Origin of the sequence: Paenibacillus sp. V4I5 (assembly GCF_030817255.1) — a bacterium.
Classification (GTDB): Bacteria; Bacillota; Bacilli; order Paenibacillales; family NBRC-103111; genus Paenibacillus_E.
Genome location: NZ_JAUSZB010000002.1, coordinates 2,049,478 through 2,071,192 on the forward strand (window position 1 = coordinate 2,049,478; position 21,715 = coordinate 2,071,192).

Here is a 21,715-nt window from a genome sequence, read left to right on the forward strand (position 1 = left end):
ACCAGATCAATCATGTTATGCATAATGAAGGCAACCCCGGCAACAACATTCTCCCCCGTGTTCCGGACATTCAGCAGCTGTTCGATACGCCAATCGTCAAGGGAGCCTTAAGCAGTGTACTTGGTTCAGACTATTACATGCATCCACATCGCCACTGTCATTACAACCAACCGGGAAATCAGACACCGGGTGGCGGAAAATGGCACAAAGACGGCTATTGGTCTTCCATGCGCAGCCATCGACCTTGGTGGGCAATGATTTTCTATTATACCCATGATATTACCGAAGATTTAGGGCCTACAGCGATCATGCCAGGCACCCAATACTACGAAAAATTTCTCGGAGACCAAGGTGAGACACTGCTGCCCACAGGCAAGGCGGGTACTATGGTACTCGTGCATTTCGACTTGTGGCATAGAGCTTCGCTTAATATATCAGAACTAGATCGTTATATGCTTAAATTTCAATTTCTCAGATTAAGCGCACCGGAGTTTCCGAGCTGGAATCATCAAAGCAGGGAGATGATTGTGCCGGAAGGAACACCCGCTACTCATTTTAATTTATGGCAAGACGTATGGGATTGGCTACGCGGAGAACCTACAACAAAGCAGGTTGGCACGACAACGACTGAGGAGCGATTGTTGGCATTACGGCAAGAGCTTGAGTCAGAGAACCCGACCGAACGCGGGCGGGCAGCGGACGAATTGGGGCGCATCGGAGCAGAAGCGGCTTCTTGTGCTCCCTTGCTAGGGTTTTTATTAAACGATCAAGTGGAAACGACCGCTTTGAATGCCGCCTATGCGCTAGGACAACTTGGAACTCCAGGGATCGAAATGCTGATCAAGCAAATAACGGAGGGGTCGAGCCTGACAGCGGAACGGGCTGCTTACGGATTGCAAGGAGCTGGCATTGAGGCGATTCCCGAGCTTCTCCGTGTTTTGAAGCATGAGGATGAGAAGCGAAGAGCTTTGGCGGTTTTCGTACTCGGGATGATAGGATCTTCCGAAGGTGACGTTGTGCCCTCGCTGATCTCGAGCTTGCAGGATCAGAGCGAATGGGTACGCCGGAATGCGGTTGAATCATTAGGTATGCTCAAAAATGCAGGTGACCAGGTTGTTTCGGCATTAGCGAAAGTATTGAAGGATTCTCTACTTTGTGAAACTGAAGATGCTTCAATATCGAATAATACGGAGTCCAAAAAGTCGTATGTAAGCAATCAGCCATACATTACCAACAAGGTCGGATATACTGCAGCACTTTCACTGCTGCGCACCGGTAATGCTGGCGATGTGAAGGAAGCTGTCCGCTCCTTGGAGCAAGCGCTTTACAGCAAAGACCGTTACGTCAGAGCTTATGCAGCGGAAGCACTCACCCATCTGCGAACGGAGGAAGCGGTCGATATCTTGATTCGATATTACCGCACTTCCCGCTGGTGTCCGGATACAAGTAAAGTCAGTACTTTTTAAGGACCCGATTACGAACTCAGCGGGGCTGTTCTACAAGTAGGTAATAATCTACTTGAGGACAGCCCTTTAGGTTCTCTTGAACTTATGGAACATTCGAATCGTATTCAGCATGGAATTAATAATTCCATTGGTGATTTTCCAATAGAATCGACTCTCATGCTTCAAAATTCGCATTTATATTGGAAATATTCCAATGGAATTGGCTTCCAGGCTGTCAACTCCTTACTTCCACTGGATTTTATCCAATGGAAGTAAGGATTTGATAGCCTTCGATATTCATCAAGCAAAAATCACATCATTCGCGACATTTTACGCATAGCTCTGATTAAAGCTGTCAGGTGACTCTTCTTGCTTTTGATAATGATAATAGATATAGCTCGATACCATATCCGGTTTAATCTGGCGATAGCGCCTACTCGCTCTTCGACCGACTAGCATGCCAGGAGTCCGTGTCTTCTGAAATCAAAATGATTCGTTTTGTCCAGCGCGCGATAGATCCGTCCTTCGAGCTCAGGCATCATTTCAATTCGAACATATTCGTTTTCAAGAATAACCAGTCGATAGCTTTTCATTACTTTCTCATCTTCTATTTTATCAATGACAGGATGCGGATAGACGCGGCCGAGCTTCCTTGATACACCCGTTTTTTTCAAGAACATTGGATTTGGATTGGGCACTCCGATTCCGTAAGTGGGTATTTCAACTGCTTCATCCCATACTCGAACCGCTTGAATGTTATGCTGAGCTATTCAATCTGTCTTTTCATTCCTCATTGGATGACCTCCTGCTAGATTATATCTCTAATTTACTTCTAGGATTTCGTTCTGCCAATTGACGAAATGCAGTTTATGATGGACGATATTCTTATTTCAACTAGAGGTGTGAGATTTATGAAACGATTATGAAGCCTGAGAGCTTCCAAGTGGAATTGCTTCATGTCATGCCCGAATATATTGTGAAAGAATTAGAGCAATCGGAATTGACCAAGAACCTATATATCAGCGATATCGGCGTATTTCCGCGAGCCCAGTACCATTATCGGGAACGTTCTGACGGCTGCAACGCCCATATTGTTATCTATTGCACAGATGGCGAAGGATGGATCGAGTTTGAAAACCGTAAACCACTGCAACTATCAGTCAGGTATTTGGCTGTAATACCTGCAGGCATACCGCACCGTTACTGATCATCTTCCCATTCACCCTGGAGTATTCACTGGTTTCATTTGCATGGCGATCATATCGCTCCATTAATTAAAATGTACAATTTGTACGAGAGCGAATATCGTAAAATTCCAAGGGTAACGATGTACCTAAGAATAGACCCTACATAATTGTGCACGATATGTCGGATGGATACATGCAATTCCTGCTATTCTTTTGATAAAGGAGGTCAGATAAATGGATTTGCTCAAAAACATGAATGGTGCTTTAAAGTATATGGAAGAAAATCTTACGAACGATATTGACTTTAAAGAAATAGCAAGAAGGGCTTTCTGCTCCGAATACCATTTTAAAAGGATGTTTTCCTTTCTTGCAGGTATTTCGCTATCGGAATACATCCGCCGTAGACGTCTTACTCTTGCAGCATTTGAGCTTAAAGGCAGCAGTGTAAAGGTCATTGACATTGCAGTGAAATACGGGTACAACTCACCAGATTCTTTTGCAAGAGCTTTTCAAAATTTGCATGGTATTGCACCGTCAGAAGCCAGAAATAATGGCCATTCACTTAAAGCCTATCCACCAATGACCTTCCAGTTATCTATCAAAGGAGGAAATGAAATGATCTATCGAATTGAAGAAAAAGAGGCATTTCGCATTGTTGGAATTAAGAAAAGAGTTCCTATCCAATTCAACGGGGTTAATCCGGAGATTGCGTCTATGTGGAAAAGTTTAGATGGCGAAACGATCAATAACCTCAAAAAACTTTCTAATGTCGAGCCTATGGGACTGCTTAGTGCATCCACAAACTTTTCTGAGGGCAGGATGGAGGAAAAAGGGGAGTTTGATCACTATATTGGCGTAGCAACAACGAAGGAGTGTCCAGATAACCTAACACAGCTGGATGTTTCTGCCTCAACATGGGCTGTATTCGAAGCAATCGGACCCTTTCCTGATACACTGCAAAATGTATGGGGACGCATTTATTCCGAATGGTTTCCATCCTCAAACTATGAATCAATAGAAGGTCCAGAAATCCTGTGGAATGAGAATAAAGATGTAACCTCACCAACTTTTAAAAGTGAAATATGGATACCGATTTTGAAAAAGTAATTACGGATTGAAGCAATGAAGGAGGGTTCTTTTGAACCTTGCAACAAAGGAATTGCACAGTTTCATAAATAAATGTAAAACGGAGCCCGCAAACCCTGAAGTGACCCGCGTGGCTCCGTTTATTTTGCCCCATACTATTCTCGAGACTGTTGAAAATAACCGCTTCCGATCCTAGCGCATTGATTTTTATAAAGGCTTATATTCAATTATAAGTGCATATACAATACCTGGGCCATGAACACCGATGGTTAAATCATTCTCAATATCAGCGGAACGACTGGGACCAGAGATAAAATGAATACCTGCGGGCATGTCCGTCATTTCCAAATCATCGAAAGGCTGGAGCACTTCACCCAAACTTGTCTTTAGTCGCTCCACAGGTATGATAGCGATAAGCGTTGTGGGCAGCAAGCTGACACTTCTTCCCCTAGTCGGGGCTGAAGTAATAACAAGCGAACCTGTATAAGCAATTGCATGCTCAGCCGCTATAACACCAATGTCGGCTCCTGCGGCGAAAGCGATGAGTTCATCTTTGCCATCGCAATCAACTCCGAAAGCATTCCAAACCGTGATGTCAATTTCTTTATCCGTAAGTGCAGCTCCGAGGGATTCTAGCTCGGGTTGATCTTGGATGATCAAGTGCTTTGCTTGTGTCTCTTCAATGAAATGTTCAATAAAGGCTTCGGCTTCAGCCATTCCTATCAATCGTTTTGCATGGCCACCAGCCTTATGCCAGTTCGACATAAATAATTGAATGCGTCCTTCAAGAGGCAGATCCACCAGATCCCAAAATTCAGGGGCCCCCTTCATGCTGTGCGCCGGAGCACTTTGCAAAGGCTTTGCTCTTCCTAGCCGTGCAGCAATATTTTCGAAGAATGATGCCTGGTCCTTGCGTGCTTCTACTTCTAGCTTCTGGAGAAAAGACATATCTGATTTAGCCATAATGATTTCCTCCTCCCTCTTTACGAGCAGCCACAAGCTTCTCCATTCGTGCTTTCATCACCGAATCAAGCTCCGGCAATGTGCCTTCCAATCCTTGCTCAATATCTTTCCAAGATTCACTGAACGTCTTCTTTGCTAGGCTTGGCGCATAGCGATACGAATTCCAACCTTTTAAAGGGCCTATTTTGGCTTTAATATGTCCATCACGGACTAACAATTTTTGCCCAATGCGCCCAAACTTGATTAATGCTTTAACTCGCTTGGCATCTGACATCAACAAGTTAAAGCCTTTCATTCCGGCTTTTTCCACGAGATCGGTCGCCCTGCGCTCCACTTTACGCTGACGCAAGTAAACCAGCATATCGTGCAGCGGAATCTTCACTGGACACGCCTCATAACAGGCCCCACAAAGACTCGATGCACTTGCAATGTCATCCCATTGGTCGACATTTTTATTCAGTGCAGGTGTCAGTACAGCACCTATGGGTCCGCTATACACTCCACCGTAAGCATGACCTCCAATATGACGATACACCGGACAAGCGTTAAGGCAGGCGCCGCAGCGAATGCAATTAAGCAGTTCCTGGAATTGTGGGTCTCCGAGCTGCAAGGAACGTCCATTATCCAAGATGATGACGTGCATTTCTTCCGGACCATCCCCATCCTGCTCACGCTGGGGTCCCGATATGACAGACATATATACCGTTAGCTTTTGACCAGTAGCTGAACGAGGGAGTAGTGTCGCCATCACTTCTAGATCGTCCAAGGTGGGGATGATACGCTCCATACCCATAAATGTAATTTGCGTTTTGGGGATGGTGCTCACCATCCGGGCATTCCCTTCATTCTCGAAAAGAACGATTGAGCCCGTCTCTGCAATGGCAAAGTTGCATCCCGTCATGCCGATATCGGCTTCCAGAAATTTCTCCCGCAGCTTTCTGCGTACATAACCAGCCAAAATACCGGTGTCAGGCGCGAGCTTCTCCCCCGCATCCTCAGAGAGCAGCTCAGCGATCTGATACCGGTTCTTATGAATAGCCGGAATGATAATATGCGAAGGCGTTTCACCAGCAAGTTGGATTATATATTCGCCAAGGTCCGTCTCTATAGCCTCGACCCCGATTTGTTCAAGCGCATGGTTCATATGCAGTTCCTCAGATACCATCGACTTGGATTTCACAACACTCTTGGCTTTCTTGTGTTCAGCAATTAGCATCGTCAAACGAACAGCATCAGCTGCATCAGAAGCGAAGTGTACGTGAACGCCTTGAGCTCTTGCATTTTCTACAAATCGAGCTAAGTAGTAGTCTACGTGAGCAATCGTGTGCAAACGAATCTGTCGACCACGCTCCCGCCACTCTTCCCAGTTCCCATGTTCTTCCGTTGCAGTCAGCTTCCCTTTCTTGAGCCGTTCGGTCGTGAACTTTACGGCATTTCGCAAGAAATCATTATTCAGAGCGACTTTCGATCTTTCTTTGACGGTCCCGCTTCCTTTATTTTCGCTCATGCGCCAGCTTCACTCCTTCAGCCAGTAATTCCGCTAAATGCATGACCTTCACGGGTTTTCCACGGTATGATAAATCCCAGCAATGTTCATCAAGCATCCCATATCCAGACCCACCAGCACTTCTGCTTCCGTCTCCAATACATGATCGGATTTCTCGGACACCATGGCACCGGAAATATCACACATTTTCACAGCAAACGTGCCTCCAAACCCGCAGCAATCCTCCGCATGCGGGAGTGGTACCAGTTCCATGTCACGAACATGCTGCATGAGCAGCTTTGGCTCCTCTTTTACGCCTAATAACCGACTACCGTGACAAGACGGGTGATAGGTAACTTTGTGAGGAAACATAGCTCCCAGGTCGGAAACACCCAGTACTTGAACGAGGAACTGCGTAAATTCGTACGTTTTCTCAACAAGACGGTTCGCCTTAACTAAATTCACAGGATCATGCTCAAAAAGCTTCGGATAGTAATGATGGATCATACTCGTACATGAACCAGATGGCGATATGACAAAATCACTGTCTGACCGCAGCATGTCTGCCCTCCAGGAAAATCCAATTTCACTCCATATCTAGCCAAGAGCTTAACCATGGATTCACCTACAACGGGATATACTAGGTCGCTTAAACATGTGATGAATAGAGAAACTTTCATGAGATCTCTTCCCTTCCTAAAGCGATAGCAAATGGTCTTCTCGTTACATGCGAGCTAACTTGGTAATACGGCCGAATTGCGTCCACTCCGCCACATATACATTGTGCTTTGAATCGACACAAATGCCATGTGGTGAGCTGAACTTATCGGATCGGAAATAATCAAGCGGTAGATTTGGCCAACCTGTTTGCTTGTAGGCTTGTTGATCTTCACCAAGATGAGTAATCAAACGATCGTTGGTTATAAATCTAAGCCTGCTCTAATGAGAAATGAAGCTTGATTTCCTTCTGAGCATCCTTGCTACTCCATTGCGCGAGACGATAGTTGCCATTTCGATTCGGCATCAACCCAGGAAGAAGCTCAAGTTCGACATCGCCAGTTTCACCATCTGGCTGAATAACATAAATGGCATTCGAATACAAGACGAAAAGCTTATTCCCATCCACACGGATGACCGTCTCATCGGTTCCGTTCGTCACGAGCACCGGAACCGTTACACCAATTGCGGATAATTCCGTATCCTCTGCAGCCTCCACCGACCATGCCGTTGTCACGCCATCGTGTGCAATGCGATAAGATTCCGTGATCGCCGCTACACCCTCGATGCCAGGCCTTGGCATCAAATCACCGATAGCACGTAAAATGACTGGGTGTTGATCCTCATACGGTGAACGCAAATCCATGTCGTTTATTAGCTGAAGTCTCGTAGACTCGTAGCGTAGTTTGAAAGATAGCACATCGCTATTTCCATCCCCACTTTCAAGCAAAGCATTCCAATGCAGCTTTTCAGGATTAGTCGGCTCCCCGTCCTCACTCAAGGAATGAAACGTTTCATGCTTTCTTCTGCCATAGTTAGCTAACCTGTGCCACGTACCGTGTGCATCCCTCCATGTCAAGCCTATAGCTGCTGGCGTATGGGGGCGCGGAATGATTTGTTTAGCCACAAAATAATTCAAATGAATATTGCCGTTGAGCCCAGCTATCCCCATCGAGAGCGCCGTTTCCTCTAGATATTCCGCTTTATGGAGCCGCACCCATCCGGTTGCGTCATGACCCATTTGCGCGGCAGTATCCATAACGAGGTGATAAGCACCTTGCTCTGGTCCCGTAGTGGCATAGATCCGGTTGAAGGATTTAATTGGCACTACATATCCGCCCAAATCGGCCGGTGTTGCCTTTTCGGAAATGCTCTCGTCAGCACTTTCAAAGCATGAAGCTGCAATTTGAGCGGCATACAAGCTGTACGTCGAATAATAGGCATAGAACTCCCAACCGTTTCGGAGCCCGCTATCAAACCGATTTTTCAACAACCGAAATTGGGTGGGATCCTCTATCCAGCGCAGAATGGATTGTAGTGCTTTGCGTGCAGCTCGTTTAAAGATACCTGCCCATTCTTGATCTCCTTCTTTGGCATAAAGCGAGGCTTCCCGTTCACACAGATTGGCAAAGGTCAGTTCATTCCAAATAATCTGGTTACTCCTGCCTCCGCAGCTCGTTCCACCGGTGGTAGACTGCATAAACAGCATCGTTTGAGCACCTTTGCGAAGTTGCCTTTCTAGAAATGTCTTCCATTCGCCGTTATAACCGGCATCTAATAACCCGCTAAGCTGTTGACGCGCAGCCAAATCATAGGCGACCGGAATATTCGGATCGCGGTATAGCCCTTCACGCGCAAAACGCGGCATTTGCGGTTTCAAATACTTAACAATGAAAGCCATAGAGTCCGTGAACCCTTCATTTAGCCTCATCATTTCGCCATGCATGGCATAAGTAGCCCAGTTACGTATGGTACGAATGTCTGGAAAACTTCGAACCGTTTGGCAATACGTTACCTCAGGCTCAACGTTGGACAAACTCGCTTTCCAGCTATCGCTCCGCTCCTTATCTACTATCGGTGCCAAAAGCTGATACGCCCTAACCAGCATGTGCGTAGTGAAATCGGCATGATCGTCAGGGACTTTATTCTCTCCCAAACAGGTACTGGCCCAATCCATCGCGAGCAAAATCTGTTCTTTGAGATCCTTGCAGCGATCGTTTGCTAGTAGAATAGCCCCAGCTTTTACAAATGCAGCGGTTGCATATTCGTGTTCCTTCCCATCGCCTGGATCCAGTATCCCCCCGTATTCACTTAAGCATGGGGCGAATTGACGAATTCGCGCTTCGGAAAAGTCCAAATATTTGTCTCGAGTTAAATCCAGTTTCTTCGAGATTTTCTAAATCGCCTTTTTGTTTAAACGCGTCGATATCTTGCTGAATCGGGTTTACCCCGGATAAGCTTTCTAAATAGTCCAGTTCGTTCGCTGTAAACATGCTGTACCTCCGATAATTTGTCCTGTCACCTTACATATCTCAATAGTCTCCGGCAAAAAAGTTCTTCGTTTCCTTACCCTCGTTTGCATAACGAGCCATAAATGCGTTTCGCTTTTCCTAAGTTAGGTCGGCCGCTTGCTGAGCTTGGGTACTATCTCCATTATATTGATGGTCAATGACCCATTTCTGTCCAAAGCCGGCATGAACGACTTCATCCGCCCAATCAAAGTCCTGAAAGGTGGTCATTAAGGAGTCCTTCACAACGTCGCGGCAAAATTCCCATTCCTCCCGTTTCCCCGGAGGATATTTCATCGCTGATTTTTCGATAGCAATCGTTAAATGGGTATAAGCCTCCTCGATGCTAAACAGATTCTGGGTCATATCATACCAGCCTGTCCAGTTAGCTGACTCATAAATGTTGAAACCGTGGATTCGCAATGCAGCTTCTCCAAACCAGGAATGCCGGATTTCATCCCATAAATGACGAGCGGTATCATAATAAAATAACCATGGCTTCCCTTCGGAAGCAAAGTGAACACAGGCAACGGCTTCCGCCGGGGTCATTTCATTAAAACGGGTGAACATCATTCTTTTAAACCGTCCTGCATCACTATCTTCAAAAGTAACGTCCGTAAATTTGGCAACGGTTTTTTTGAACCGACTGTCACGCGTACTCGACTCCGGTAATTCAAACGATGTGGAAGCGACTTCAAGTGTAGGGTCCAGTTCTTTACGCTCTCCCAGGCCATTTACGCCACCGGCAGCTAGCAAGTAATCCTTCATACAAGCTTTCCAATTCTCTGCCTGCGTGCGTTCTTCCTCATTTGTCTGCTCGGAGATGGCACGAATGGCCTCTAACCCCCACTGGACTTGATTTTCTCGATCCATCAGTTGATGTCTCAGCATATGAATGGTTGGATAATCGGCGATTGGCTGAGCTAGAGAGAGATAATCTTGAATGGCTTCGATCTGCGCCGGTTTGATGACCTCAAACATCGCCGTGAGCAAGGTCAAGGTATTTCCTGAATCCAGCAATTTGATCATGGTACGCTCAAGAAACGGATCTGGACATTTATCAAAAGCGACCGTACTCATACGCATCTGCTTGCATCGATTGCGAAATTGATCATAGTGGCTGGCATCTTCCCAGACCATTCTTCCTAAAGCGCCTTTGATTTCATATTCTGGCCTTGCGATCATATGACCCGCTTGAATTCTCATCAATTGTCGATCGATATAAGCAATTCTTTGCAATCTTTTTGCTGATTCAGCCACAGATAATCCTATTCTGTCCCAGTCTTCGATCTCCATAAACGGTTTCATCATATGTCATTGCCCCAATTCATTTATATTATTTTACCTTTAATATAAATTCAGTTTATCTAATAAATGTGATAAAATAAATGCACTATAGCAGTAAAACATTTACACTATACTACATAAATTTAAAGGAGCGGACCTCTGTGACTATACTACCATTATCACTTGAACTAGGTTTATCATATGGCAAAATCACTTGCGAAGATTCGTGGAAATGGGATAGGATCGATCGCCCCTTCGAAGATTGCGATTTGTGGTATGTATGGAGCGGTGAAGGCGAGATGCTTCTAAACGGGCATACGTATGCACTTTCCCGGGGCAGTTGCTTTCTGTTTCGTCCGGGTGACCTTACTTTGGCTAAACATAATCCGCATAAACCGCTAACCATCACATATATTCATTTTCCGTTTCCATCCTTAGAAGTCGATTTGCCGGATGCTTACCGGATCGTTTCGGACTCTTTTATGTTCGAAACCATGTTGAATCGATACGTGGAAACGCTTCTCAATCCAAGGTTTGGTAGTACAGAAGAAGCCAAGCTAATGTTAAATTTACTGCTCATTTATTTACACCGTGACGATATGGATGGTCATTCAAAGGAAACTTCGGCAAGACATCATCTTGAACAATCCATTCGGGAGGTAGCTAGTTTTATTCGGCAAAATCCCAGCATGTCACATAGCATGGAAAACCTAGCTGAACGCACCGAACTATCTCCCCGATATTTTTCCATCAAATTCAAAGAAATCATGAAGGTCACGTTAGAAATTTTCATCATTCAAACAAAAATTGAACGGGCCGAACATCTTTTGCGCTTTAGCGGCATGAAAGTGACGGAAGTAGCGGAAGCATTAGGCTACCGTAACATTTATTTTTTCAGTAGACAGTTCAAGCAATTTACGGGAAAGAAAGCTTCAGATTTACGTAAAAGTACATCTTCTGAACTTCCATAACTGATGGAGCGACATCCCAAGAAAGCAGCCAATTGCCAAGTTTTCCAGCTTGTGACCGCTCTTCGATTTGATGTTCTTTATACCCTTATCGTACTTCATAACTTGGCTGTAAAGTTTCGCTGGTTTTCACAATTTTGTTGATATTTTGCATACATGATCCATAAAGAAAAAAAGCCGGACTGGAGTATGATAACTCCAATCCGATATTCACCTCATTTCAAAACGAAACTCGGAAATGATCTCCCGTTCCACCTGCGTGCGATTCAACACGATTCGGTAAAATGGAGTCCCTGTTTTATATTGCGAATCCTGATTCCTGAGGCTGTACGGAGCAATCCATGACAATATGAACGTTATCTTCTGAAATTTGGCTGTATGCAATCTCAGACCGGTATGATTTTCCGAACCCTTGTCTACAGCCATCTATAATTGGAACCGAATGTCCATGAGATCCTGCATTGATCATCTCGTATCGATAGCTTGGTTGGAAATACTGCTATCGACATGTATGTCTGGATTTCGTTTTTTTGACAATAAAATTAAACCTTTTGAAGTATTCGACCAAATCAGCATGTACTCATATTTCTTCTTTTTAAGGTAATTCTGACTGAACACTTATGTCATCGAAATAAACGGTACCCGTCGAACCACCACCCCAATAGTCCCCTAATCGGATAACGTCAAAGCCCGTTTGAGACGTGGACGTCTTAACCAGTGTTTCATCGATGTATAATTTGACATCAGTGCCAGAGCGGTAATCGAAAACCAACTGGTGCCAACCAGTTGTTCGGTCGATAGTGGTCGCTGTGTTCGTACTGCCAACGCGGTATACATACTTACTAGTTGATGTAGGCGTATCTACACCTAATCCGACTTGCGTGGATGACGTGCCTTTGTCGACAAAAGCCGATGTTCTCAAATTATTATCGGTTGCATCATCATAAAACCACACTACACCGACTTGATTTGTCGTTGCACCTATCGCATGTTGGATAACATCCATATCTTCATTAACTTCATAGCTATAGCTTCCTTTAGGAATTAATGGAGTGCCTGTACTTGCTGTACCGTTAACGGTAGTCCAGTTGGCAAATCCGGATTCAAATCCGTCAGTGAAATCCACCGTATAAGCTTTAAAATCATCGAAATAAACGTCGCCTGTTGACGTTGACCTCCACCAATCCCCCATGGCTACCATACTATAAGCAGTAGTCCCTGTAGGGGAAGCAATTAATGTTCCGTCAATGTACATATCCACTTTTGTACCCGATGTGTAATCCCATTTGAATTCGTGCCAGCCGCTTAAACGGGGAATAGTAGTTGCCTTAACAGTACCACCGACCCTATAAACATAATTAGTGACAGAGGTAGGCGTATCCACGCCGATTCCACGCCAACCCGTACTATCATTCCATGTACCATTATCAACTCGTGCAAATGTTTTCATTCCTGTATCTACTGCATCATCATAAAACCAAAGCGTAGCGATTTTATTAACGCTAGAACTAACCTTTTGGTAAATAACATCCATATCTTGATCAACTGCGTAGCTTTTGCTGCCTCCATGATAGACTGAAGTACTGCTACTTGCGGTACCGTTGCCGATCGTCCAGTTGCCAAAGCCGAATTCAAATCCGTCATTGATAAGAGCTGTGGACTGAGTCGTAAAATCATCGAAATAGACGTTGCCTGTAATCGATGACCCCGACCAATCGCCCATTGCTACCAAACTAAAAGCAGTCACTCCCGCAGGCGAAGCAATAAGCGTTCCATCGATATACATATCCACTTTCGTACCCGATGTGTAATCCCATTTGAATTCGTGCCAGCCAGTTGAGCGGGCAATATTAGAATTCGTCAGAGTTCCGTCGATTCTATAGAAATAATGATCGGGATAATAATTCGTATCAACGCCGATTGAACGCCATGTTGTTCCATTTTCATTCCAGTTAGCAGCATCGTCAACTCGTGCTTGTGCTCTTACTGACGTATCTGCTGCATCGTCGTAGAACCAAAGCGTTGCGACTTTATTCACCTTTGAAGTAGCCTTCTGGTAAATAACTTCTGTATCATCATTTATTGGGAAACTGGAATCACCAAGATGCTTCTCTGCCGTAGTCGTTGTTGAAGTTCCCCTTCCGGTAGCCCACTTGCTTGTGCCGGATTCAAATCCGTCATCCTCAAGCGCAGTCTTCGTTATAAAGTGGTCTTTAAGCAATCCTACATTGTCGATATATGCTGAGTAATCACCGTCCGGCTTATTCACATATACGGTTGCGCTAGTATTCGTTGCACCGGTCGTAAATTTGATTTGATATTCGCTTGATCCCCACGATGTCGAGTTTACAGATGTCGTAACATCAGTTCCTCCATAATTTGTAACACCTAGCGTTACATCATCAGCCATATTTGAATTCCAAAGCTTAAAGCCATCAAAGAGAGCTATATTTCCTGTTCCTTTGAAAACTAGGTAAACGTCTTGCATACCTGTTGCAGCGCTGATATCCGTATCTTGCCATTTCCATATACTATCGTAATTGGCAAGGTCTACGGTCCCGAGCAGTGTTCCAGTCGTACTGCCTAGCCGAATTTCAATGCTTCCACTGTCAACCGTTGTATTGATTCCTGCGGACAATTTATTATATTTGGCAGTGGCACCAAAGTCGATGTTATTGAAAACCAGGTAATCGTCATTTTGCATAGGACCCACATATTTAGCATCTCGATAGACTCTAAAATCGCCGTTTGTATAATCCCAATGTGCGCTGCCGCTGCCACTACTGTAGTCTTCTGCTTGCGTTGTTAATCCGTTGATCTTGGCCCAAGCCGAGAAGACATAATTGGTGTTCGGTTGAAGTCCCGTTATTGTTTGTTCGATCTTGTCTCCTGCCTCTAGATACGCAGCTTTCTTATGCATCCGGCTCATCGAGTTCGTTTTATAATCCCAAGATGCTCCTGTAGCTAAGGAAGGCGAGCCAGCTGCAGATGTCCAAGAGGCTAAAGTACCAGACTCGAAGCCTCCATCATTTACTCTATTGCTATATTCAATCTCGTTGAGTGCAAACGTCGGATTGGGAGGACTCGAGAAGTTATGACCGGCTGTCCAATCGACGCCACCAAATTCAAATGCCCCAACATCTGGTTGATTTCCTACATACCCATCTGTTACTCCCCCTATCACTCTGCCTCCATCAATGCACGCTGAGCCAGACTGAAGACGAAAATCGTAGGAAGCCGTATTCACATACGAGCAGTTGGTAAATATTTGGTTGGAGGTTACATCGGCCTCGCCGCTAATTGCAACACTGCTTATGATGTTGTTATAGACTTTATCCCCATACGTATCACCGGCATAGGAATTAGGTGCCCCATTTTGTAAATTACTCGCATTGTAGACTGTATTATTAAAAACAAGATTGAAGTTACTTGGTGAATTTAAAAGTAACCCTGGATTAATGTTATAAATAACGTTCTTGTACATAATCAAATTTTCGGTAAAGGCATCCGCGTATAAACCACCTGCGAATGAAGGCGCTTTGTTATCATGGATCCGGTTGTGGTGAATTTGTGTATTCTGGTATTCCCCATTACCAAGTGCTAATACCCCGGAATCTGTTGTTGTCAAATTAGCAATACTGAAATCGTTATACTGAATGGAACTTGCTCTAGGAAACCCTCTTATGAGACCCCGTGAAGCTCGATTAACGGTATTATGACTGATCAATTGGTTACTTCCGTCTGCTTGAATGGGAGCAGCATTGCTTGCTTCAAAAGTGACATCATGAATATAGTTATTAATAACGCTGTTATGTGAACCAGACATCGTAATAGCATTTCCATACATATTCTTAATTTCTGAATCACGGACAGTATTGTAGGTTCCGCCAAGCAAGATGCCCTGACCTCGAGCGAATTCCGGACTGCTCTGAGATGAATAATCCAGATCTGTTGTTTCAATGATGGCTTTGGCAATGGTACTATGACTGCCGCCATTTGTCGTAATTTGAGCCCCGTAAGCGTTTACACCAGAAAATGTAATGTAGGATTTATTGGACAAGTCAATCGCATAATTCCTACTCTTGGCTTCAACTATATGATTAGCCGGGCTGTCCCCTCCAGGTACCCATAGATATAAGGTATTCGTAGCGCTATCCCGATACCATTCCATTTGTTGGTCTAGCGCATTCAGCGAATGGAAAATATAATATTCATTTCCTCCAGTAGGATAATAACCGGAAGAGGTCCAAGCAAATGGAGCGAAATGTAATTTATTGGTCGGACTACCTTCGTGGTTCGTAATTGTACTGATAAATGCATAATATTCATGTCCACTTATTGCATATACTTTGGCTCCGTTCCAATAGCCAGGAGCAAAAGAAGATAGTGCAGCATCTGTAATGGTGTACTCCGTAGCTGAACCCGTACCCGAGTCGACTGAAGCAAATCCTGATCTCAATAAAGGGTCACTGGCATTCGGCCACCTGGCTTCATGGGCCGGTTGACCATCCACATATATAATGTCCCCATCCCCAGAATTGATAGTCCAGTTCATGGGTGCTTTATAAACGGATCCGGCATGCTGAGTCCAAACAGTGACTAAATCACCACCACTTACATTTACGGTCTCTCCGTTGTAATTTTGGAAGGTAATTGGATTACCTGCTGAACCGGAATATGCTGGTGTTACGGTTTCTCTATAGGTCCCTCCACGTATATATACGGTATCTCCCGCCTGTGCTAACGATGCTGCTTTTTGAATCGTTTGAAAAGGTGCCCCGAGCGTCAACCCATTATTCGCATTATCATCTCCAGAGGTGGAGACATAATAGATGTTACCCGTAGCATTTGCGATATTCGATCTCGTCAAATCCACAGAACATAATGCGAAAAGCAAACTGAAACAGATCATGATGTGCCAACTTTTTTTAGTCATACTTTCACTCCTCAACTTGTCTTTTATTGCAAGATATCTGTCTGTGCAGAGTTAAACCAATCTTTACTTGTTCCCCCTATCCTTAATTTTATAAGTACACTTATATGTGAGAGGCTGCTCATGAAACAGGACAACACGAACAGCCTCTGCCACCCATATAGTAAAGAGGAGTCAATGCTTGCTCTAATATGAGACAATGACTCCTTTGTCTCAATGACATTATCCTCCTGTGTTACGTATCGAAATCATAACTGAAGCTCCACAATGTCCACTGTCTCCCTGCTCCATGATGCAGGCAGCTCAAGAGTGAATCGGTGGTCTGAGTCGTTCCAGGCAAAAGTCAAATCTTGCCCGTTACGAAGCAGTCGAACGGAAGTCGGCTTGGAAATGCATTCCACCGTAACCGGACCCGTGTGCTCCGGCAGAAGATGCAGGTACCAGATGTTGCCACGCTTCGTTACGGGAACACTGCTGTACTCCTGATAATCATCGCTCTCCACGCCGAAGACTGCCTGACGATGTGCGCTCATCCATTGCTTTATTTCATCAAAGCGTACGAGCACGTCACTTGGCAGTGTGCCGTCCGGCTTGGGGCCTATGTTAATCAGGAAGTTGCCGCCCCATGCGCGTACGCGGGACAGAAGAGACAGCATCCAAGCCGTTGGTCTGTAGGCCTCACTCTTATGTGTATATCCCCATATTCCCGTGGGATGACTACTCCAAACGTCGCAATGCTCCCATATTTCCTTGGGCTTAGATGTGATGGTTTTCACCCAGTTGTAACACTCGGAAGTAATAAAATCTCCGACGCCATGCATTCTCGGACTGATGATGATTCCCGGCTGCAGTTTGCGGATTTCTTCGATTGAGATCGCGTCTTTCACATCTAATCCGCCGTCAAACCAGATGATATCGACTTCGCCGTATTCCGTGAGAAGTTCGGTGATTTGCCCTCGGACATATTGCCGGTATTGCTCTTCCCAGCCCTCCGGCTTGGCGGGCAGCTCAATAGGTTCGTGCCCAAGTCCCAACGCCGGTCCTTCCCCTTTACTGTGTTTATATCCAAAAGACATATTCGCTCTGTTGTAATACCAATCAGGTGGAGAATAATAGAGCCCTACCTTCAAGTTGTTGCGTCGGCATGATTCGACGAACGGACGTACCAAATCGCGGCTGTCCATGTGTGTTCGGGTTCCGTACTCACCGTATCGGCTTGGCCACATCGTATAGCCGTCATGATGGCGCGTCGTCAGCACGGCGTAAGTAAAGCCGGCGTCGGCAGCGGGCTTCAACCATAGATCGGGATCGTAGTTCTCAGGATTGAACTTCTCCGCCAATTTGAAGTAATCCTCGGGTTTCACTCGGTTAGGGCTTGGATCCCAGGGCGTTTCCGCCATCATCCCCCACGAGTGCTCGCAATCCCCGTGAACGCTGGAGATCCCCCAATGGATGAACAATCCGAGCCCCGCTTTCTTGAACCATTGCGCACCTGAATGGGAATTGCTTACGAATTCCCCCTCAATCTGCGTACTTGCAGCTCCGATCATTTGATGTTGGTCTTGTACGGCATTGCCGTCATTGCCCTTTGTCTTAGTCATGGTTCTCTCATCTCCTAAGTCTTTGATTCACATTTCGTTGTTATGCCTAGATGTATCCGCTTTCAAAGATACAACTTCATGCCTCCCTGTTCCATAATCATTAATCGTGTATGATTTATAATAAAAAAAAGATAGAAAGACAATTTCTGGAGCGAATATGCGAAGCACCCTTTTTTATTTATGAAATATGACATTCGCTACTTAACCCTAGTAGAAAGGAGCCATTGCTATTACTTACAATGACTCCTTTCTATGAATGATCTTACTTTAATTTTACGAAATAGGACTACTTATGAATAGGGAGTCAAAATAAAGATAATAATATTAAATTGTTATTCTGAGTAATAAAGGTTACTAAAATCAATTAAAGTAACTTTTTTCATCTATTATGCTGTAAGGAATTACATTCACATCATCAAAATAAACAGTTCCTGTATTTCCTGACCACCAGTCACCGATAGAGATTTGATTGAATTCCGTCATTCCAGTAGGAGATGCAACAAGTACACCATCGATATACATGTCGACTTTCGTGCCTGAGGTGTAATCCCATTTGAATTCATGCCATCCCGTAGTTCGAGATATGGAAGTCGCCGCATAAGAGCTGCCAATACGTGTCGCGTATTTGGTTGTAGAGGTTGGTGTATTCACGCCTAAACCTCTCCACTGCGAGTCACTCCAAATCGTATTATCTACTTTGGCCATCGTCTGCAAGCTCGTGTCAGCAGCATCGTCATAGAACCATAGGGTCACGACTGAGTTTTCACTTGAACTAAAGGAATGCGTTATGGCGTCCGTGTCTTGATCAATGATATAGCTATTACTTCCAGAATGAGCCTGAGCCGTACTTGTGCTGCTGGTACCTTTCGCAGCTGTCCAGTTGCTAAGCCCACTCTCAAAGCCATCATTAAATGGATTGGTGATGCTAATATCATCAAAATACACCGTACCGGTATTACTAGTCCACCAGTCACCCATGGAGATCTGATTGAAGTTTGTCACTCCGGTCGGGGAAGCAACCAGTATTCCATCGATGTACATATCCACTTTGGTTCCTGAGGTGTAGTCCCACTTCAATTCGTGCCACCCCGTGGTACGCGTTACTGATGTTGCCGTAATAGGACCGTTAATACGTGTCACGTATTTGGTGGTCGATGTAGGGGTATTCACGCCTAAACCTCTGAATACCGTAGCGTCGCTCCATATGGTGTTGTCCACCTTGGCCATCGTTTGCATAGACGTGTCACTAGCATCATCATAGAACCACAGGGTTACGATTTTGTTAATGTTCGTGCTGAATGAATGCGTAATCACATCCGTATCTTGATTGATCACGTAGCTATTGCTGCCGGAATGAGCTTGAGCGGTACTCGTAGACGCAGTTCCTTTAACCGCAGTCCAAATCGTAAGTCCATTTTCAAATCCATCAAAGACTAATTCCTTGTACAACTGAGTAGCTTCGTTGGAATTTCCACTGGTCAAACCAGCTGAAGTTCGTGACTTCACTACGTAATAATAAGTAGTTCCGGGTGTACCCGTTGCATCACCGCAGGTCGTCGTCGTTACCGCACTGCACACAGTCGTTGTGTAAGGGCCGCCTTGCACCGTTGAACGCAATACGTCGTAGCTCGAGGCATTGTTCACATTTTGCCAGGACAAGTTCACTTGGGATCCCGTGAATGAAGTCGTTAAACCGAGAGGTGTGACCGCATAAGGAAAGCTTGCCTTAATGCCGATATTCGCGTAATCCATCAAAGAATCGTTAAACTCTGATTGCCAGCTGACATTGGTAAGGGTATGCCCGCTTGAGGAGTTCAAACGGTATGGCCCTCCTTGCGTGTTGCTAATTTTAATATTACTGAATATTTGACCTGAAGATTCATTATCCATAAAGATGCCGTTCGGGGCATAATCTTGCATGGATGGATGAGCATACACATGATCAATAGTCACTTGATCCACCGTGTTAGCAGCTGCACTACGGCCCCAGGAATAGATGGATGCCGTGTCTCCACTGTCTTGAGACGTATTAGAAATCTTTAAATATTTCATTACATTATTTTTTAAATAAATATTGGTTGTAGCGATGCCCACATACGTGTCAAAGGCAACTGCATATCGGGGAGAATTGTAAATATCACTGTACGAAACCTCGTTACTTCCACTGTTCATCAGATATACGCCACTGCCATGTCCGACCAATTCACCTACATCATGAATGACATTGTTCGTTATGAGGTTATTTTTGCTTACATCGCCTTCACCCGGGTACTTGCCTTCAAGAATAACTCCCGAATGTCCGGCATGCTCAATCAAGTTTCCACTGACGGTGTTGTTCTGGTTGTAAAACAGCATGTAGACAGCCGAATAACCGGAATTAAGGAAGTGCGAGTTGGTAATCGCAATATGGTCTGTATTTTGCAATAGCAGCATCCCTGTTCGGTGCTGCGGCATAGTCATCTGCCTGTCATATTGCGGAAACGTGTGGCCTTCTCCAGAATCGCCGTTATTCGGCCAAGCATGTCTGTACCAGTCCGTAAAATCAGTGTCCTGGAAGTTTAATCCATCCAATTGAACGTGATGTACGCGACTGCTTTCCGAAGCGCCTTGAAGAGAAATGAGGCTCTTTACTTTAGGGGCGATGATCGTTTGCTGCGAGATTGATCCATCTTTTGACCAGTAATATAAATAACCAGACGTCGTATCCAGATAGAACTCACCAGGTTGGTCAAGAAGCGCCAGTGCCCCTTGGATCACATATCGCGAGTTGGCTCTATTCAAATAGCGCGTAGATTGAGATAATGAGATTTGTCTAGTTGAGGTATTGATGGAACTGATAGGAACCGTATCTGTGAACCAGGCAGCAGGTCCAAGTGACCAGACGAATAACTGTGCATCTGTCAAATCCCAGCCAGTTGGATCAAGGTCTCCTGATTTATACTGGAGTACCGTGGAGGAATTACTATTTTCACTATAAAGATACGGTGCTTTTGCTGTGACATAGTTAGCATCTGCCGTATAATTCGGATAACGGGCTTTAATCGCCCTAGTGCCATTCTCGTATAGGGTGTCGAACCTCCAACCTGTTCCCACATTGACTTTATAAATGTTTCCTGAATGCAGAGTCCAGCCTGTAATTGGTTGACCACCAATCAATTTGGCGCTGCCTACAGCATCCTTATTTTTGTAGATGATATTGAACCCGTTTGAGCCGGAATCTGCTTCTGTGAATTGGATCGTACTGGTGACATAATAGTCACCTGCTGCTACGTACACGACAATATCACCCGTCATGTTAGCATTAAGACTGTTGGTGCGGATATAATCTCGGGCTTTCTCAATAGTCGCCCAAGGGTTCCCGGATGAGCCGTTACCTGTTGTGTCGTTGCCTGTTGGTGAAACATAGAACGTATCCTGCACGGCAGCGTGTGCTGTTTGAATTGGAGCTAAACCGACGAACAAGGAACAGATGATCAAGCAGATGAAATGAATCATTCCCACCTTTCTTGTAAACGCTTTCTTTCCGAGCCAAAAGTTTTGTTCTAACTTGGATGTCATTGTCATTCCTCCTTAGTTAAAATTTTTAAAGCTCTTTCACCAACCAACAATCGTTTGATCACCACCTTTCATTTATATCTTTAATTTTATGAAACAGTGGTCTATATGAATAGGGAGACAAAATAAAGATATGGACGTTAAATTGATTTTCTCGACATAAAATATGACTCCAACAAAAAGAGAAAAAGCAGAAGCC

The 21,715-nt window shown here is 44.8% G+C and carries 14 protein-coding genes and 2 pseudogenes; 5 read left to right on the top strand and 11 right to left on the bottom strand.

Annotated elements, in window-relative coordinates:
- Positions 1–17: 17 nt before the first annotated feature.
- Positions 18–1,133 (top strand): annotated as a pseudogene (locus QFZ78_RS11425) (HEAT repeat domain-containing protein); the annotation flags it as partial.
- Positions 1,134–1,289: 156 nt separating this feature from the next.
- On the top strand, positions 1,290–1,466 hold the full coding sequence (locus QFZ78_RS38505) for a HEAT repeat domain-containing protein (RefSeq protein ID WP_373460386.1): 177 nt from the start codon (positions 1,290–1,292) through the stop codon (positions 1,464–1,466).
- A 431-nt stretch (positions 1,467–1,897) separates the two neighbouring features.
- Here QFZ78_RS38505 and QFZ78_RS11430 read toward each other — a convergent pair whose 3' ends face one another.
- Positions 1,898–2,143, bottom strand: coding sequence for a DUF5107 domain-containing protein (locus tag QFZ78_RS11430; protein WP_307547522.1), 246 nt, complete (start codon positions 2,141–2,143; stop codon positions 1,898–1,900).
- Between the two features lie 245 nt (positions 2,144–2,388).
- Between QFZ78_RS11430 and QFZ78_RS11435 the strand changes: the two genes are divergently transcribed.
- Positions 2,389–2,652 carry a cupin domain-containing protein gene (locus QFZ78_RS11435; protein WP_307547524.1) on the top strand — a complete coding sequence of 88 codons (264 nt, stop codon included), beginning with the start codon at positions 2,389–2,391 and terminating at the stop codon, positions 2,650–2,652.
- Positions 2,653–2,866: 214 nt separating this feature from the next.
- Entirely contained in the window at positions 2,867–3,739 is an 873-nt protein-coding gene (locus tag QFZ78_RS11440; RefSeq protein WP_307547526.1) for an AraC family transcriptional regulator, read from the top strand.
- A gap of 186 nt (positions 3,740–3,925) precedes the next feature.
- Here QFZ78_RS11440 and QFZ78_RS11445 read toward each other — a convergent pair whose 3' ends face one another.
- The 7 genes and pseudogenes from QFZ78_RS11445 to QFZ78_RS11470 form a co-directional block, all read right to left on the bottom strand.
- The gene (locus QFZ78_RS11445; RefSeq protein ID WP_307547528.1) at positions 3,926–4,681 is read right to left on the bottom strand and encodes a LutC/YkgG family protein; all 756 of its coding nucleotides are present in this window, start codon (positions 4,679–4,681) and stop codon (positions 3,926–3,928) included.
- Entirely contained in the window at positions 4,674–6,188 is a 1,515-nt protein-coding gene (locus QFZ78_RS11450; RefSeq protein WP_307547530.1) for a LutB/LldF family L-lactate oxidation iron-sulfur protein, read from the bottom strand. Before QFZ78_RS11450 ends, QFZ78_RS11445 begins: the two co-directional genes overlap by 8 nt.
- A pseudogene (locus tag QFZ78_RS11455) lies at positions 6,175–6,847 on the bottom strand ((Fe-S)-binding protein). The gene QFZ78_RS11450 and the pseudogene QFZ78_RS11455 overlap by 14 nt, the downstream one beginning before the upstream one ends.
- 43 nt (positions 6,848–6,890) lie before the next feature.
- Positions 6,891–7,076: a hypothetical protein gene (locus QFZ78_RS38510; protein ID WP_373461022.1), complete on the bottom strand. Its 186-nt coding sequence runs from the start codon at positions 7,074–7,076 to the stop codon at positions 6,891–6,893.
- Positions 7,077–7,095: 19 nt separating this feature from the next.
- Positions 7,096–9,021, bottom strand: coding sequence for a hypothetical protein (locus QFZ78_RS11460; protein ID WP_307547532.1), 1,926 nt, complete (start codon positions 9,019–9,021; stop codon positions 7,096–7,098).
- Positions 8,972–9,157 carry a hypothetical protein gene (locus QFZ78_RS11465; protein ID WP_307547534.1) on the bottom strand — a complete coding sequence of 62 codons (186 nt, stop codon included), beginning with the start codon at positions 9,155–9,157 and terminating at the stop codon, positions 8,972–8,974. Before QFZ78_RS11465 ends, QFZ78_RS11460 begins: the two co-directional genes overlap by 50 nt.
- A gap of 117 nt (positions 9,158–9,274) precedes the next feature.
- The gene (locus QFZ78_RS11470) at positions 9,275–10,483 is read right to left on the bottom strand and encodes a hypothetical protein (RefSeq protein ID WP_307547536.1); all 1,209 of its coding nucleotides are present in this window, start codon (positions 10,481–10,483) and stop codon (positions 9,275–9,277) included.
- A gap of 137 nt (positions 10,484–10,620) precedes the next feature.
- Between QFZ78_RS11470 and QFZ78_RS11475 the strand changes: the two genes are divergently transcribed.
- A complete protein-coding gene (locus tag QFZ78_RS11475) occupies positions 10,621–11,430 on the top strand; it encodes a helix-turn-helix domain-containing protein (RefSeq protein WP_307547538.1) in 810 nt (269 codons plus the stop codon).
- Positions 11,431–12,022: 592 nt separating this feature from the next.
- On the opposite strand, the gene QFZ78_RS11480 is transcribed toward QFZ78_RS11475, so the two are convergent.
- From QFZ78_RS11480 to QFZ78_RS11490, 3 genes are all read right to left on the bottom strand, one after another.
- On the bottom strand, positions 12,023–16,363 hold the full coding sequence (locus QFZ78_RS11480; RefSeq protein ID WP_307547540.1) for a carbohydrate-binding protein: 4,341 nt from the start codon (positions 16,361–16,363) through the stop codon (positions 12,023–12,025).
- Between the two features lie 245 nt (positions 16,364–16,608).
- Complete coding sequence (locus QFZ78_RS11485) at positions 16,609–17,961, bottom strand: alpha-L-fucosidase (protein ID WP_307547542.1); 1,353 nt, start codon at positions 17,959–17,961, stop codon at positions 16,609–16,611.
- Between the two features lie 360 nt (positions 17,962–18,321).
- Positions 18,322–21,519, bottom strand: coding sequence for a right-handed parallel beta-helix repeat-containing protein (locus QFZ78_RS11490; protein WP_307547544.1), 3,198 nt, complete (start codon positions 21,517–21,519; stop codon positions 18,322–18,324).
- Positions 21,520–21,715: the final 196 nt, after the last annotated feature.